Origin of the sequence: Mesorhizobium sp. M1A.F.Ca.IN.022.06.1.1, from assembly GCF_003952605.1 — a bacterium.
In the GTDB taxonomy this organism is placed as follows: Bacteria; Pseudomonadota; Alphaproteobacteria; order Rhizobiales; family Rhizobiaceae; genus Mesorhizobium.
The window spans coordinates 4858914-4875304 of record NZ_CP034455.1 but is presented as its reverse complement, the minus strand read 5'-3'; the positions used below and the strand labels follow the sequence as shown (position 1 = coordinate 4875304).

General features: G+C 62.9%; 12 protein-coding genes and 1 pseudogene. 5 read left to right on the top strand and 8 right to left on the bottom strand.

Annotated elements, in window-relative coordinates; genetic code table 11:
- Positions 1-203 precede the first annotated feature (203 nt).
- Positions 204-2162, bottom strand: a complete 1959-nt coding sequence (locus tag EJ078_RS23310; protein ID WP_127215116.1) for an acetoacetate--CoA ligase — start codon at positions 2160-2162, stop codon at positions 204-206.
- 262 nt (positions 2163-2424) lie between these two features.
- Here EJ078_RS23310 and EJ078_RS23305 point away from each other — a divergent pair, with 262 nt between their 5' ends.
- A complete protein-coding gene (locus EJ078_RS23305) occupies positions 2425-4317 on the top strand; it encodes an AsmA family protein (protein WP_127215115.1) in 1893 nt (630 codons plus the stop codon).
- A gap of 32 nt (positions 4318-4349) precedes the next feature.
- On the opposite strand, the gene EJ078_RS23300 is transcribed toward EJ078_RS23305, so the two are convergent.
- The 6 genes and pseudogenes from EJ078_RS23300 to EJ078_RS23275 form a co-directional block, all read right to left on the bottom strand.
- Positions 4350-5168 (bottom strand): ABC transporter permease subunit, encoded by an 819-nt coding sequence (locus EJ078_RS23300; RefSeq protein ID WP_067327282.1) that lies wholly within the window; start codon positions 5166-5168, stop codon positions 4350-4352.
- Positions 5165-6123 (bottom strand): annotated as a pseudogene (locus EJ078_RS23295) (ABC transporter permease subunit). Before EJ078_RS23295 ends, EJ078_RS23300 begins: the two are co-directional and overlap by 4 nt.
- A 10-nt stretch (positions 6124-6133) precedes the next feature.
- Positions 6134-7273, bottom strand: a complete 1140-nt coding sequence (locus EJ078_RS23290) for an ABC transporter ATP-binding protein (protein ID WP_095825799.1) — start codon at positions 7271-7273, stop codon at positions 6134-6136.
- Between the two features lie 181 nt (positions 7274-7454).
- Positions 7455-8552 carry a polyamine ABC transporter substrate-binding protein gene (locus EJ078_RS23285; RefSeq protein ID WP_067327271.1) on the bottom strand — a complete coding sequence of 366 codons (1098 nt, stop codon included), beginning with the start codon at positions 8550-8552 and terminating at the stop codon, positions 7455-7457.
- Positions 8553-8892: 340 nt separating this feature from the next.
- A complete protein-coding gene (locus EJ078_RS23280) occupies positions 8893-9843 on the bottom strand; it encodes a DMT family transporter (RefSeq protein ID WP_127215114.1) in 951 nt (316 codons plus the stop codon).
- Positions 9844-10010: 167 nt separating this feature from the next.
- Positions 10011-11459 (bottom strand): XRE family transcriptional regulator, encoded by a 1449-nt coding sequence (locus EJ078_RS23275; RefSeq protein WP_095801100.1) that lies wholly within the window; start codon positions 11457-11459, stop codon positions 10011-10013.
- A gap of 248 nt (positions 11460-11707) precedes the next feature.
- On the opposite strand from EJ078_RS23275, the gene aceA reads away from it, so the two are divergent.
- The 3 genes from aceA to EJ078_RS23260 all read left to right on the top strand — a co-directional run bounded on the left by aceA (position 11708) and on the right by EJ078_RS23260 (position 13971).
- Complete coding sequence (gene aceA, locus EJ078_RS23270; RefSeq protein WP_127215113.1) at positions 11708-12997, top strand: isocitrate lyase; 1290 nt, start codon at positions 11708-11710, stop codon at positions 12995-12997.
- A gap of 52 nt (positions 12998-13049) precedes the next feature.
- Positions 13050-13292 carry a hypothetical protein gene (locus tag EJ078_RS23265; RefSeq protein WP_067327258.1) on the top strand — a complete coding sequence of 81 codons (243 nt, stop codon included), beginning with the start codon at positions 13050-13052 and terminating at the stop codon, positions 13290-13292.
- 262 nt (positions 13293-13554) lie between these two features.
- On the top strand, positions 13555-13971 hold the full coding sequence (locus tag EJ078_RS23260) for a response regulator (protein WP_066989304.1): 417 nt from the start codon (positions 13555-13557) through the stop codon (positions 13969-13971).
- A 13-nt stretch (positions 13972-13984) separates the two neighbouring features.
- Here the strand turns inward: EJ078_RS23260 and EJ078_RS23255 are convergent, their stop codons facing one another.
- A complete protein-coding gene (locus EJ078_RS23255) occupies positions 13985-14698 on the bottom strand; it encodes an HAD family hydrolase (protein ID WP_127214519.1) in 714 nt (237 codons plus the stop codon).
- 247 nt (positions 14699-14945) lie between these two features.
- Here EJ078_RS23255 and EJ078_RS23250 point away from each other — a divergent pair, with 247 nt between their 5' ends.
- The gene (locus tag EJ078_RS23250) at positions 14946-16313 is read left to right on the top strand and encodes a glutamine synthetase family protein (protein ID WP_245458916.1); all 1368 of its coding nucleotides are present in this window, start codon (positions 14946-14948) and stop codon (positions 16311-16313) included.
- Positions 16314-16391 lie beyond the last annotated feature (78 nt).

Sequence of the window (16391 nt, the reverse complement as noted above, 5' to 3'; positions counted from 1 at the left end):
TTGGAAATGAGATGCTGTCACAACGGGGCTTGAGCTGAACCTCAGGGGACGAGGAACGGGATTTCTCCCTCAAGTTACACGCGACTATCGGCGCCGTCCCTTAACAAGTCCTTACCGGGAGCCAAAAAAATTTACGAATGTGTACCACTCGTGAAATCTAGGTAAATTGGACCGACACTATTTCTTAACCATGCCGGGGAGGCCTAATCAGCAAGCTGCGGCAGGTTCTTGAACAGCTCCAGCGCCTCGGGATTGGCGAGCGCTTCCTTGTTCTTGATGGCGCGACCATGCACCACGTCGCGCACGGCAAGCTCGGTGATCTTGCCCGACTTGGTGCGCGGGATGTCGGTGACGGCAACGATCTTCGCCGGCACATGGCGGGGGCTGGCGCCCGAGCGGATTCTGGCGCGGATGCGCTTTTGCAAATCCTCATCGAGGCTCACGCCGGCGGCCAGCCGCACGAACAGCACGACGCGCACGTCGTTGTCGAAATCCTGGCCGATGCAGAGCGCCTCCAGGATTTCCGGCATCTGTTCGACCTGGTTGTAGATCTCGGCCGTGCCTATCCTCACCCCGCCTGGATTGAGCGTGGCGTCGGAGCGGCCATGGATGATCATGCCGCCATGCGCCGTCCATTCGGCGAAGTCGCCATGGCACCAGATGTTGTCGAAGCGCTCGAAATAGGCCGCGTGGTACTTCTTGCCATCCGAATCGTTCCAGAAGCCGATCGGCATCGACGGGAATGCCTTGGTGCAGACGAGTTCGCCCTTCTCCTGCCGGACCGGCTTGCCGTCGTCGTCCCACACGTCCACCGCCAGGCCGAGGCCCGGCCCCTGGATCTCGCCGGTCCAGACCGGCTCGGTCGGGACACCCAGCACGAAGCAGGAAACGATGTCGGTGCCGCCGGATATCGAGGCGAGATGCACGTCCTTCTTGATGCCGTCATAGACGAAGCGGAAATCCTCCGGCGACAGCGGCGAGCCGGTGGATGAGATGGTCCGCACGCTTGCAAGGTCGTGGCTGTCGATCGGCTTCAGCCCTGCCTTGCGTACGGAATCGATGAATTTCGCCGAAGTGCCGAAATAGGTCATCTTCTCGGCATCGGCGAAATCGAACAGCGCATTGCCGTCGGGGTAGAAGGGCGAACCGTCATAGAGCAGCAACGTCGCCCCCGAGGCGAGGCCCGAGACCAGCCAGTTCCACATCATCCAGCCGCAGGTGGTGAAGTAGAAAAAGCGGTCGCCATCCAGTAGGCCGGCATGCAGCCGCTGCTCCTTGACGTGCTGGATCAGCGTGCCGCCGGCCGAGTGCACGATGCATTTCGGGATTCCGGTCGTGCCGGAGGAGAACAGAATGTAGAGCGGGTGCGAAAAAGGCAGCCGCTCGAAGGCGAGCGGCCTGGCGGCAAAGGGCGAGAGCGCTCCTTCCAGCGCCTCGGCCTTGTCGATGGTGGCGGCGAGGTCGGCCGACGTGCCGAGATAGTCGACGATCAGCACCTTGCGCACGGTCGCGAGTTTCTCGGACACCGAGCGGATCTTGTCGGCGACTTCGATGGCTTTGCCGTTGTACCAATAGCCGTCAGGCGCGATGAAGACGACCGGCTCGATCTGGCCGAAACGGTCGAGCACGCCCTGTTCGCCGAAATCAGGTGAGCAGGAAGACCAGACCGCGCCGATCGAGGCGGCAGCCAGCATGGCAGCGACCGTCTCCGGCATGTTCGGCATCATGGCGGCGATGCGATCGCCCTCTCTGACGCCGATCGACAGGAAGAGCTGCTGCAGGCGCGAAGTGAGCGCATGGAGCTCGTTCCAGGACAGCCGGCGCTCGACCTTGTCCTCGCCGCGGAAAACGATAGCGAGGCTGCCGCCGTTTTTTTTCAGAAGGTTCTCGGCGAAATTGAGTTTCGCATCGGGAAAGAAGGCGGCACCAGGCATCTTCTCGCCATCGACCAGAGCCCGCTCGCCCTTGTCGCCGACAAGTCCGCAAAAGTCCCAGACGAGGTCCCAGAACGCCTCGCGGTCGTCGATCGACCAGCGGTGGAGCTCGGCATAGCTGGAGAAAGCCTGGCCAGACTTCGCAACCGCAGCTTTCATGAAGGCGGTCATGGGCGCGGAGGCGATCCGGTCCTGCGTCGGCGTCCACAAGGGGGTGTCGGCAGCCATATCGTTCCTCCCAAAGCGCGTCGCGATTGCGGCAATTAAGCCTGATGTCGCCTGCGTCGTTGTCCCAAAACCGGCGTGGCGTTGGCGGACCGGACGGGTTTATCGCTTATGCATACCGCAGCGCAGCAGAGCAAGATTTTGTTGAAATGGCCGGCAAGGACACGGCGCAAACGCCATCGGAGGGCCATAAAGACTTGAAAAGCGTCGGCGCTCGGCTACACCCGTCGGGCGATTTGTCGGCAATGGAAACTCACGGGGCGAGATGAGATCATCTTTGATCCGGCGCGGGGTATGGGTAATCGGCGTTGCGGTGCTGGTCATCGCGCTCGCCGTCGCCGCCTTGCCGCTGATTGCCTCGACGCGCATCGTACGCGACCGCATCGCTTGGGAATTGAGCGCCTGGAGCGGTTTTCGCGTGACGATCGACGGTTCGCCGCGCATCGAGGTGTGGCCTAAGTTCCGGGCAATCCTCAGCGATGTGACGCTGTCGCAATGGACGGAGACCGACGCGCCGCCGGTGATCGAAGCCGAGCGCGTCGAAGTCGATCTCTCGGCCATGGCCGCCGTGCAGGGCGACGTCCAATTCTCGACGGCAAGGCTGGTGCGGCCGACGATCAGGGTGGAGCGCAAAGCGAGCGGCCTCTATCTGCCGCCGCTGCCGACCGGCGGCCGCATCACCCGCTCGATCGACACTGCGCGCGGCGTGGTCACCGCGAACCCGCAGAAGCCCGACCTCGGCAGACTCCCTTCCGATCCGTTCGGCATCGTCGAGTTCCGCGACGGCCGCGTCGTGACCTCGGTTGGCGGCAAGGATACCGAGATCCTGAGCAGCCTCAGCGGCCAGGTGAACTGGGCGGCGATGAACAGCGACGCCGCGCTCACGGCGACCGGCATATGGCGCGGCGAAAGCGTCCAGATCGATTTTTCCTCGGCGAAGCCGCTGGTGCTGTTTGCCGGAGGGGTCGCCCCCGTCACGCTCGCCTTCAAGGCGGCGCCCGCCACACTTTCTTTCGACGGCGTCGCCTCGATGTCGGAGAACGGCTATCTGGACGGCCAAGCGAAATTCACCGCCCCTTCGCTGCGACGCCTGCTTGAATGGTCGCAGGCCGGCATGGCGCCTGGTGCTGCGATCGGCTCCGTCTCGGTCGCGAGCAAGGTGGCGGCCTCGGCGGGGCGCGCGAAGTTCGAGAACACGACGGTGGCGCTGGACAACAACCCCGGCATGGGAGCGCTGGACTTTTCGTTCAGCGAGCCCCTTCCCGTTGTTTCCGGCACGCTTGCGTTCGATACGCTCGATCTTCGATCGGTCCTTTCCGCTTTCACGCCGATCGCTCCGGCCGGCCAGGCAGGCCCCGGCGAGTTCGACACCGGCTTCGCCGACAAGATCAACCTCGATCTCAGGCTGTCGGCGGCGCACGCCACCGCCGGCCCGATCCAGCTTGCCGATGTCGCCGCGACCGCGCAGGTCAAGAACGGGCTTGCCGTCTTTGACATCTCCGACGCGTCGGCCTTCAACGGCAACATCCAGAGCAGCCTGCGCTTCGACCGCAAGCCGGACGGCACTCAGGTCGAGTTGCGGCTTTTGGCATCGGACGTCGACACCGGCGCCTTCGCCACCGCGGCGGGGATGACGCGGCTGGTGCCGGCCGGAACCGGAACCGTCTCGGTAATTCTGAAGGGGCCGGGCAAGGCCTGGGACTCGATCTTCGAGAACGCCGACGGGTCTTTCTCGGCGACGTTCGGGCCGGGCTCGCTCAACGGCCTCAACCTGCCTGCCTTTCTCAAGCGCAACGAACAGGGCGGATTCTTCGCCCTCGACGACGTCGCCGACGGCTCGCTGCCCATAGACGGTGCCGAGATCAAGGCGAGCATCTCGAAAGGTGTGGCGCGGCTGGACAAGGCCGAGGTCAATGCACAGAAGTACAAGATCTGGCTTTCGGGCATCGCCTCCTATACCGGGCGCGGGCTGGCGCTCTCGGGCGGCATCATCCCGAACGGACAACCTGCGCAGCAACAGCCGGCTCAGCAACCGCCTACCGCCGGTCAGACAGCGGTGCAGGCGCCGCAGCCCCCAAAGCAGTCGTTGTTCTTCGTCGGCGGCAACTGGAGCACTCCGTTCATCTCGCCGATCAGCCGCGGCGTTTCAGGCCAATAGAACAAGGCGCAGGTCGCGCCCGTCTTTGTTCCCTATCCGCGTTGCGCCGCCTGCTCATCGCGCTGGCGCTGGACCTCGCGGCGCTTGTTGGCGATCGAGGCAATGATGACGCCGATCGCGACGACGGCGATCAGGATGGTGCAGGCGGCATTGATCTCAGGCGTCACGCCGAGGCGCACCTGGCTGTAGATCTTCATCGGCAGCGTCGTGGCGCCGGGGCCCGAGGTGAAGGAGGCGATGACCAGATCGTCGAGCGAGAGCGTGAAGGCCAGCATCCAGCCGGAGATGATCGCCGGCAAGATGACGGGCAAGGTGATCTGAAAGAAGGTCTTCACCGGCGGCGCGCCGAGGTCCATCGCGGCTTCCTCCAGCGAGCGGTCGAAGGAGACCAGGCGCGACTGCACGACGACGGCCACGAAGCACATGGTGAAGGTGATGTGGGCGAGCGTGACGGTGAAGAAGCCTCGGTCAAGTCCGACGGCCACGAAGAGCAAGAGCAGCGACAGGCCGGTGATGACTTCCGGCATGACCAGCGGCGCAAAGACCATGCCGGAAAACAGCACTCGTCCCTTGAAGCGTGTGTAGCGGGTCAAGGTGATCGCCGCCAGCGTGCCGAGCACGGTGGCAACGGTCGCCGAGATGACGCCGACGCGGGCTGTCACCCAGGTGGCGTCCATCAGGCCCTGGTTGTGGAACAGCGACACGTACCATTTCGTCGAAAAGCCGCCCCAAACGGTGACGAGCTTGGATTCGTTGAAGGAAAAGACGATGAGAAGCACGATCGGCAGATAGAGAAAGGCAAAACCGAGCACGATCGAAGTGATGTTGAAGCGGCTCCAGGTGGCGTTCATTTGCCTTGCTCCTGGGCTTTCGCTTGAGCTTGCTGGAAGAACATGATGGGGACGGTCAGCACCAGGAGCAGGATGACCGCCACCGCCGAGGAGACCGGCCAATCGCGGTTGGCGAAGAATTCGTTCCACAGCGTCTTGCCGATCATCAGCGTCTGCGAGCCGCCGAGAAGGTCCGGTATGACGAACTCGCCGACCGCCGGGATGAAGACCAGCAGGCAGCCGGCAATCACGCCCGGCAGCGACAGCGGGAAGGTGATCTTCCAAAAGGCACCGATCGGCGGGCAGCCGAGATCCTGCGCCGCCTCGATCAGCGAATAGTCCATCTTCTCCAGCGACGAGTAGAGCGGCAGCACCATGAAGGGCAGATAGGAATAGACGATGCCGATGAAGATCGCGGTGTAGGTGTTGAGGATGACCAGCGGCTGGCTGATCAGGCCAGTGGCGAGCAGCACCTGGTTGAGCAGCCCTTCGGGTTTCAGGATGCCGATCCAGGCATAGACGCGGATCAGGAACGAGGTCCAGAACGGATCACCAGCATTAGCAAGGTCGGCCGGATCGTCGCCGGCGCGCGCGCCATGCCATAGGCGATCGGATAGCCGACGACCAGCGTCAACACCGTCGAGATGCCCGCGATGATCAGGCTGGTCACATAGGCGTTGAAGTAAAGCGCGTCCTGGGTCAGCCAGGTGTAGTTGTCGAAGTTGAGCTCGCGAAAGCCGGCGAAGAATCCGGAAATGCCGTCGCCGAAATCGAGCACAGGAGTGTAAGGCGGCATCGAGATCGCCGTCTGCGACAGCGAGATCTTGAAGACGATGATGAACGGGACAAGGAAGAAGAACAGCAGCCAGAGATAGGGAACGATGATAACGAGACGGTCAACGAAGCCCTTCGCCAGCTTGGTCGGCAACTGAGCGGCGGTTTCGGCCGAGGAAGGGGCGGCGGCGATGTTGGTCATGGCCGCCCTGTTACCTTGTCAGCACGACGCCGGCGTCCGGCCGGAAGGAGACCCAGGCGCGATCGTTCCAGGTCAGAGGGTCGTCGCTGACGCGGGCAGCGTTCAACGCGCTTGCCCGCACCATCTGTCCGTCGTCGAGCTTGATGTGGTAGACGGTCATGTCGCCAAGATACGCAACGTCATAGACTTCGCCTTCCAGCGCATTGACGGCATCGGCCGGCTTCCTCGACGATACCTTGATCTTCTCGGGCCGGATCGCGAAGACGATGTCGGCGCCCTTGGTGGTGTCGGTGGCATTCTCGACAACGATCTGCGCACCGGTCGCGCCGGTGATGCGCGTCGTATTCGCTGCCCGCTCGGCAACCTTGCCCTCGAACATGTTCACATTGCCGACGAAATGCGCCACGAAGCGCGACGTCGGGGCCTCGTAGATTTCCGCCGGCGTCGCCACCTGCATCACCTCGCCCCTGTCCATGATGGCGATGCGGTCGGCCATGGTCATGGCTTCCTCCTGGTCGTGGGTGACGACGACGAAGGTAAGCCCAAGTTCCTGCTGCAGGTCCATCAGTTCGAACTGCGTCTCCTCACGCAGCTTCTTGTCGAGCGCGCCGAGCGGCTCGTCCAGCAAAAGCACCTTCGGCCGCTTGGCGACCGAGCGGGCAAGCGCCACGCGCTGGCGCTGACCGCCGGAAAGCTGGTGCGGCTTGCGCTTGGCGAACTGCTCGAGCTTGACCAGCCTCAGCATCTCGGCGACGCGCTTTTCGATATCGGGAGCGGGCATGCCTTCCTGCTTGAGGCCGAAGGCGATGTTCCTTTCCACCGTCATATGCGGAAACAGCGCATAAGACTGGAACATCATGTTCACCGGCCGCTTATAGGGCGGAATGCCGCGCAGGTCCTGGCCGTCGAGCAGAATGCGCCCCGCGGTCGGCTCCTCGAAGCCGGCGAGCATCCTGAGCAGGGTCGACTTGCCGCAGCCCGAGGCGCCGAGCAGGGCGAAGAACTCACGTTCGAAGATGGTCAGCGACAGATTGTTGACAGCGGTGAAGTCGCCAAACTTCTTGGTCACCTTGTCGAACTGGATATACGGCTTGGCGCTCGGATCATTCCATGGCGCGAAATCCCTGCGGATGCTGCCAAGCGATTTCATGTCCCACTCCGGGTCTGTTTCGTTCCGCTGGAACGGTTCATGGTTTCGAGAAAACGCCGAACCGCTCCAGCTTTTTGTTTTTGACGCAATTCCGGGGGCGGAAAACCGTCCCACACTGTTGCTGGAATTGCTTCTAAAGAAAGCGACCCCGGCAGTTTCTGCCGGGGTCGCGTCTCGATGCTTATTGGCCGGTGACGATCTTGGTCCAGGTGCGCGTGATGATGCGCTGTGTCTTGGGATCGTAGGGCTGCACGGTGTAAAGCTTCTTGGTCGTCTCCTCGTCCGGATAGACCGAGGTGTCCTCCAGCAGGGCCTTGTCGACGAACTGCTGCGAGGCCTTGTTGCCGTTGGCGTAGAGCACATAATTCGAGGATTTGGCGATGACTTCCGGGGTCATCATGTAGTTGATGAACTCATGCGCTTCCGCGACATGCGGCGCGTCGGCGGGGATCGCCATCTGATCGAACCACATCTGGGCGCCTTCCTTGGGCACCGAATAGCCGATCTCGACGCCCTGCTTGGCCTCCTCGGCGCGGTTTCGCGCCTGGAACACATCGCCCGACCAGCCGATCGCCAGGCAGATGTCGCCGTTTGCCAGCGCGTTGATGTATTCCGAGGAATGGAACTTGCGAATATACGGGCGGACCTTGAGCAGGGCCTCCTCGGCCTTGGCGATATCGTCGGGCGAGGTGCTGTTTGGATCGAGGCCGAGATGTTTCAACGTGGCCGGAATGATGTCGGAGGGGGAATCCAGCACATAGACGCCGCAATCCTTGAGCTTGGCGAGGCTCTCCGGATTGAAGAACACGTCCCAGCTGTCGATCTTGTCGGTGCCGAGTGCCGCCTGCACCTTCTTGACGTTGTAGCCGAGGCCGACCGTGCCCCACATATAGTTGACCGAGTACTCATTGTTCGGATCATACTTTGCGGTGCGCTCCGAAATGACATCCCACATGTTGGAGATGTTCGGCAGCTTGGACTTGTCGAGCTTCTGGAAGACGCCGGCCTGGATCTGGCGCGCCAGGAAATTGGCGCTGGGCACCACGACATCATAGCCGCTGCCCCCGGCCAGCAGCTTCGTCTCCAGGATCTCGTTGGAATCGAAAGTGTCGTAGACGACCTTGATGCCGGTCTTCTTGGTGAAGTCCTCGATGATCGAGCTGTCGATATAGTCCGACCAGTTATAGACGTTGACGACGCGGTCGTCGGCATGGCCGCTCGCGGCGAAGAGCGTCAGAAAGGCCGAAGTCGCCGAAAGCAAAAGCGCTTTGCGGATCATGATATTCTCCTTTGGTGAGTGTTCCCGTGCCGGCTCGTCGCGACATGGGCGCGGGACGGCGTTTGTTTCAGACTATGGAGATTTCCGGAGAGCCACAAGCGCGCGCGCCTGGCAGTGCGCCGGATCGTTGAGTGACGGGCGCCGCCCTTGCCTCCTTTCCAGGAAGCTGTTCGGACGGCCTCAGCGGCGTTGGCCGCGGCGTAAGCAGAGATGTAACGATGCGGTCCGGCCTCGATGAGGCCGGCGGAGTCACTTGGCAAGATACGCCTGTCTTGTTGTTGCCGTAATTGCAGCCTGCCCGCCCCGCAGCGGAGTTGTCAATGGGGAAGACACGCGAGCATCAATTGGGAGACGGCAGCCCGGTGATGCCCGGCCGCTCGGGCCGGGTCTGCCGCTTGAACTCAAACGCAATATGAACAAGCAGCGCGGCGATGACGACCGCGCCGCCGATGATGGTGCGCCCCGACGGCACCTCGGAATGGACGAGCCACACCCAGATCGGACCGAGGATCGGCTCGAAAGTGCCGAGCAGCGCCGCGACGGCCGCGGGCACCAGGCGGGCGCCCATGGCGAAAAAAGCAAGACCGACGCCGAGATTGATGACGCCGAAGGCGAAGAGAAAGCCCATGTCGCGCCCGGAGACGGTGAATTCCGTGGCTTGCGAGGCAGCAAAAGCACCGGCGAGCAATGCGCCGAGGCAAGTGGCCGGCACCATGCGCACATGGGCAAAGCGCCGGGTGATCACGGTCGCGAACGACAACATCACCGCGATCAGCAGCGCCAGGCCATCGCCGATCGGCGAGACGGCGCCGTCAAGCGATTCCGAGACCATGATGGCCACGCCGGTGATGACGGCGGCAATGGCGACCCAGGTTCCTGGGGTCACGCGTTCGCGAAACAGCACCCAGGCGAGCATGGCCGCCAGAAGCGGGACACCGGCCTGCATCAACAAGATGTTGGCGACCGTCGTGTAGGCGAGCGCGACGATGAAGCTCGTGGAGGCGGTGGCGAAGCAGAGAGCGACGCCCAGCCCAGGCAGGCCCATGTCGCGGAACAATCTCCAGGTGCCGCGCCAGCCGCCGCGCCAGAGCATGAAGGCGACGAGGAAGCCCACCGCCCAGATCGAGCGCCAGAACACCACCGTCCAGCTGTCGCCGACATGGATGAAGCGAGCGATGGTGCCGCCAAAGCTCCACATCAGCGCCGACAGGAAGACCAGCAGCATGCCGATCCGCTCCTCGCGCGGCGAGACGGCAGCCAAGGCAACGCGAGACGAGGCGGTATCGGTCATAGGCGAGACTGTCAGCTAATTGCCGGCGGCACGATCCACCACGGACGACCACACCATATCCCATTCGCGTAGCGCAAATGCTGGAGCCAGGCGTGATCCAGCATCCGCTGAAATGTAGGACAAAGCCGGCTTGCGGGTCGCTGAACCGCTGCGGCTGGCGGGGGGTGCTACCCCTGGAAATCGAAGGCGCTGAGACCCGTCACCATCTCGTCGAGGCCAAGCGGCCGGGTCACCGGCGGCTCGGCGCGCGCCAGGCAGCCGACGCGCTCGCAGAGCCTGCAGGCCGGGCCGACCGGCGTTGCATATGCCGTGCTCTGCGCGGCCTTGGCGGCGGACGGTCCGGGCAGCGCCGCGCTGTAGACGATCTCGTCGCGAAAGCCGATGTCGCAGCCCAGCAGAAGCGCCGTGCGCCGCGGCCGCTCGGAAAAGGCGCCTTGCGGCCCTTCGAGCGTGCGGGCGATGCAGAGGAACTCGGCCCCGTCCGGCATTTCCACCGCCTCGACCAGGATCCGGCCCGGCTGCGAAAAGGCCGCATGGACAGGAAGCTTCGGACAGGCGCCGCCGAAACGGCTTTGCGGATAGCCCAGGCTGCCCGCCTTGCGGAAGCGGTTGCCGGCACTGTCGACCTCCAGCATGAAGAACGGTACGCCTGAGGCGCTCGGCCGCTGCAGCATGGTCAGGCGGTTTGCCGCCTGCTCGAAGGAGACGCCGAAGCGCGAACGCAAGACGTCGATGTCGTAGCGGGCGCGGACGGCCGCTGCATGAAAGGCGTGATAGGGCATCATCAGCGCGTGCGCCGCATAGCGGCCGAGCTCGAAACGGGCTAAGCGGCGCGCTTCGTCCGTGCCGAGCTTCAACGTCTGGATCTCGCCCGCCACAGCCACCGTCATGCGCATCAGGCTCGCCTCCATGGCGACCTCGCGCAGCTGATCGAAGGGGGAGAGCCGCTCTGACAGGAACAGGCGTTGCGAATGGCGATCGTAGCGCCTGCGCCAGTTCGGCATGGTGGCCACCGGCAGCACCTTGACCACGATGCCGTGCTCGCGCCTTAGCCACGCCTTCAGCGTGCCGAACAGGTCGTCGCCTGGATCGAGCAGCGAAATGAAGGCCTCGGCTTCCTCCTCCAGCGCGGCGAAATGGTTCGGCCTGCGCTCGAAAGTCTCGTGCACTTCGTCGACAGGCAGGCGCGTGCCGGACAATGCGGTCGCCCTGCCCTCCCGCGCCAGGAGTTCATTGAGATCCGACAGCCGATCGGCCTGCTCGCGATAGGCGCGAAACAATTTCACCATCGCGGCGGAAGCGTTCGGCGCGATCTCGGCGAGGTCGATCAGTTCCTGGTCGCCCGGCAGTTCGCCGGCCAGCAGCGGATCGCCGAACACTTCCTTCAGCGCCGCGATCGATCCTTTGGTCTCGCCCTGCAATTCGTGCGGGTCGATCTTGTAGGCCGACGCCAGCTTGAGGATCAGCTGCACCGTCAGCGGCCGCTGGTTGCGCTCGATGAGATTGAGGTAGGATGGCGAGATGCCCAGGCCTTCGGCCATCGCCGTCTGGGTCAGGCCCTTGGCGTTGCGAAGCCGGCGGATGCGCGGCCCGGCGAAGATCTTCTGCTCGGCCAATCGGTTACCTTGACAAGAGTTTTACATAACGGCGCGCCGCCGCGGGCTCATCCAGATTTTACAATCATGACAGATTTACAGCCCCGACCTGTCAAACGCAACACCAGTTTTCCCGTATTTTAGCGGGCAAGCTCCGGTTTTTCTGGCGACTTTTTCGGCGCAATGTAAACAATGTAACACGTGAACGGCGCACAGATACGTCCGTCAAACGGGCCATCTAAACAAGCAAGACTGACCTGGAGCAATCGATGACTGATTTTTACAACCTCGTCCCGTCCGCACCGGAAGGCCGTTTCGACGGCATCGAACGGCCCTACTCGCCGGAGGACGTGAAGCGGCTGCGCGGCTCGGTCCAGATTCGCCACACGCTTGCCGAGATGGGCGCGAGCAGGCTGTGGAAGCTCATCCACGAGGAAGATTTCGTCAATGCGCTCGGCGCCATGTCGGGCAACCAGGCCATGCAGCAGGTCAGGGCGGGCTTGAAGGCGATCTATTTGTCGGGCTGGCAGGTCGCGGCCGACGCCAACACCGCGTCGGCCATGTATCCGGACCAGTCGCTTTATCCGGCGAATGCGGCGCCGGAGCTGGTCAAGCGCATCAACCGCACGCTGCAGCGCGCCGACCAGATCGAGACATCCGAAGGCAAGGGTCTTTCGGTCGAGACCTGGTTCGCGCCCATCGTCGCCGACGCCGAAGCCGGCTTTGGCGGGCCGCTCAACGCGTTCGAGATCATGAAGGCTTTCATCGAGGCCGGTGCCGCTGGCGTCCACTATGAGGACCAGTTGGCGTCGGAGAAGAAGTGCGGCCATCTCGGCGGCAAGGTGCTGATCCCGACCGCAGCGCATATCCGCAACCTCAATGCGGCCCGGCTTGCAGCGGACGTGATGGGCACGCCGACGCTGGTGGTGGCGCGCACCGACGCGGAAGCCGCCAAGCTGCTCACCTCCGACATCGACGAGCGCGACCGGCCTTTCGTCGACTATGACGCCGGCCGCACGGTCGAGGGCTTCTATCACGTCAGGAACGGCATCGAGCCCTGCATCGCGCGCGCCGTCGCCTACGCGCCGCATGCGGACCTGATCTGGTGCGAAACCTCGAAGCCGGATCTTCAGCAGGCAAGGAAGTTCGCTGAAGGGGTGCACAAGCACCACCCGGCCAAGCTGCTCGCCTATAATTGCTCGCCGTCGTTCAATTGGAAGAAGAACCTGGACGACGCGACCATCGCGAAGTTCCAGAAGGAACTCGGCGCCATGGGCTACAAATTCCAGTTCATCACACTGGCCGGGTTCCACCAGCTGAACTTCGGCATGTTCGAACTGGCCCGCGGCTACAAGGAGCGCCAGATGGCGGCCTATTCGGAACTGCAGGAGGCGGAATTCGCGGCGGAGGTCCATGGCTATACCGCGACCAAGCATCAGCGCGAAGTCGGCACCGGCTATTTCGATGCCGTTTCGATGGCGATCTCCGGCGGCCAGTCTTCGACCACCGCCATGCATGAGTCGACCGAGCACGCCCAGTTCAGGCCGGCGGCCGAGTAATGACAACAGCAGAGGAAACGCCCGAAGGGCACTTACGTCGAGGAGAACAGCAATGGCATCGATAAGCCGGGTCAAGGAACGGGCCGAAGAACAATCAAGCGCGATGAGCGTCGATCAGCAGGCGACGATCCGCATGCTTGCCAACGACCTGCACAGGCTCAACCAGTCTGTGATGAAGGCGGTCGAAGCAGGTGTGTCCGTCGAGCTGGTGCGCTCGGCCAGGCACCATGGCGGAGACGGCAACTGGGGTGATCTTTTGATCCCAGTGATCGTCACCCATCAGAGCCAAGGCTGACGTAACGTCAACAATCACTCGCGAGTGTCTCCCGTGCGCTATACGTTCCGGGAGACGTTCGTTTTTTCGAATTGTGGCCGTGGCGCCGGAGAGAACTTGCGCCGGTTTTTAGCAATTCTTGCTATATTATCATTTTCCACTATTTTTGCTTGACACCGCTGGCGATCTCGCGCCAATTGCGCGCTTAAGGTTTCAACCCTGCATTGAACCAGAGCCTCCGCCAGACATGTGTCCCGCCAATCGTGACGACTCTGAAAAACCAATGAAACCGGCGGACCGTGGCGCGGCGGCCCGGCTGCCGGCGGATTTCTCCAAGGTGCTGGTGGTCGGCAAATCGTCGATCAACCGGGTCGTCGTTTCGAAAATCGTGGAAAAGTCCGGGCTGAAGCCGATTTCGGAGCCACCGGAGGCGGCCGAAAAAGCTTTGGCCGGCCTGGTTCCCGGCGCAATCATACTCGACGGCGGACCCGACGACAGGGATTGCGACAGGTTGCTGTCCGGCATCGACGCGCTGCGGCGCGCTTCCGGCAAGACGCGGCCCGCCGTGATCCTGCTTTCAACCAGGAATGGCACGCCGGACAGCCTCGGCCTGTCGAGCGTGGTCGACGCCGTGGTCGCCAAGCCGATCACGCCCGAAAGGCTGCAACCAGTAATCGATCGCCTGGTCGGCCGCGGCTAGGCAGAGGCGACGCTCAGCCGGGCTTCGCTATTGCCTCGACCAGTGCCGGCAACTCGCCGAGATCTGCGATCTCGCGAAAACGCGGCGCCGCGACAGGCGCCTCGGCGTGTTCGATCGCCCAGGTCAATTCGTGCGGCACATGGATGCCCCAGCCACCGGCCTCGATGGCGGGAACAACGTCGGACTTGAGCGAGTTACCAACCATCATGCTGTTCTGCGGACCGTCGCCATTGCGGCTGAAGATGCGGGCATAGGTGGCTGCGCTCTTGTCGCTGACGATCTCGACGGCATCGAAGAGATCACCCATTCCCGACTGCGCGAGCTTGCGCTCTTGATCGAAGAGGTCGCCCTTGGTGATCAGCACCAGATGGTAGGAGCCCGCCAGCTTTTCGACCGTCTCGCGGGCATGCGGCAGCGGCTCGATCGGATGGCTGAGCATCTCGCGGCCGGCAGCCAGGATTTCGCCGATGACCGAACCGGGCACCTCGCCGTTTGTGATCGCGACGGCCGTCTCGATCATCGACAGCGTAAAGCCCTTAATGCCGAAGCCATAGAGGGCGAGGTTGCGCCTTTCCGCTTCGAGCAGCCGTGCCGCGATGTGCTCATGATCGCCGTGCTCGGCCAGCAAGGCGGCAAAACGCTTCTCGGTCAGGCGGAAGAACTGCTCGTTCTGCCACAGCGTGTCGTCGGCATCGAAGCCGATGGTGGTCAAACGTGGAGCGGACATGTGCAACCCTTTGCTTACAGGCTCATCTAGACCCTGTGGCGCTGCGCCGCCAGCAAGAAGACAGGCACGCCGGTTCCTTTGGGCTGCGACTCGGCTTGCCTGTGGCGACGCGGGCGCCTCCCCTTTCCTTCCGCCACGGCGCCCGGCTATACTTTGAAATCCGCAACACAATCTGGTGAATGATGCCGCCTGAAAAAAAGGAAGTCCGTCCGTCGAGCCGGGGGGACGCGCCCGCACGCCTGCCTTCTTGAAAAACGAACGCGGTGTGAAGAACTGGAAGGAAGCCAGCGCCTGGCTGGAGTGGCGCGGCATCGAGGACATCGAGTGCATCACGCCGGACCAGGCCGGCGTCGCCCGCGGCAAGATGATGCCGTCGAAGAAATTCACCTCCAACACATCGCTGGCGTTGCCTTCAGCCGTCTTCATGACGACGATATCCGGCGGCTATCCGGAAGACGGCAATGGCTTCCACTATCCGGAGGACGATGGCGACCTGAAGCTCTTGCCCGATCTCTCGACACTGACCGTCGTGCCTTGGGAGGAAGATCCGACCGCCGCGGTGATCTGCGACCTCGTCCACCAGGATGGCCGCTCCGTCGAATTCACGCCGCGCAACGTTCTGAAGCGCGTGCTGGCCGCCTATGACGACCGTGGGCTGAAGCCGGTGGTGGCGCCCGAGATCGAATTCTATCTGGTGCGCAAGAACCCTGATCCGGACTACCCGCTGACGCCGCCCGTCGGGCGCTCAGGGCGGCCGATCGGCGGCGGCGCCGGCTATTCGATCGCGGGCGTCAACGAGTTCGACGAACTGATAGACGACATCTACCATTTCTCGGAGCGGCAAGGCCTGGAGATCGATACGCTGATCCACGAGGAGGGCGCCGGTCAGCTTGAGATCAACCTGCGTCACGGCAATCCGATCGAGCTTGCCGACCAGGTCTTCATGTTCAAGCGCACGATCCGCGAGGCGGCGCTGAAGCACGAAATCTACGCTACCTTCATGGCCAAGCCGATCCAGGGGCAACCTGGCTCGGCCATGCATATCCACCAGTCGGTGGTCGACAAGAAGACCGGAAAAAACATCTTCTCGGCCGAGGACGGCGCCGAGACGGATGCGTTCTTCCATTTCATCGGCGGCATGCAGAAACACGTGCCGAACGCGCTGGTGATGCTTGCGCCTTACGTCAATTCCTATCGGCGGCTCACGCAGGCTGCGTCGGCGCCGGTCAACAACAAGTGGGGCTACGACAACCGCACGACGGCTTTCCGCGTGCCGCGTTCCGATCCAGCGGCGCGGCGCGTCGAAAATCGGATTCCGTCCTCGGACGCCAATCCCTATCTGGCGCTTGCCGCCTCGCTTGCCTGCGGGTTGATCGGCATGAACAACAAGGTCCAGGCCGAGCCGCCGGTGCTGACGACCGCCAACGAGGACGAGATCGACCTGCCGCGCAGCTTGCTCGAGGCCGTGGACCTCTTCGAAGCCGACGAGGAGCTTGGCGCCATCGTCGGCAAATCCTTCGCAGCCACGTATGCGGCCATCAAGCGAGCCGAGTTCGAGACATTCATGGAAGTGATCAGCCCTTGGGAGCGGGAGTATCTGTTGCTGAATGTGTGAGCGGCCACTTCGAGTGAATGAGTGAATAGTGAATGGTGAGTAGTTTCATATTGGATGAGTGAACGCAGCCAGAGCGCT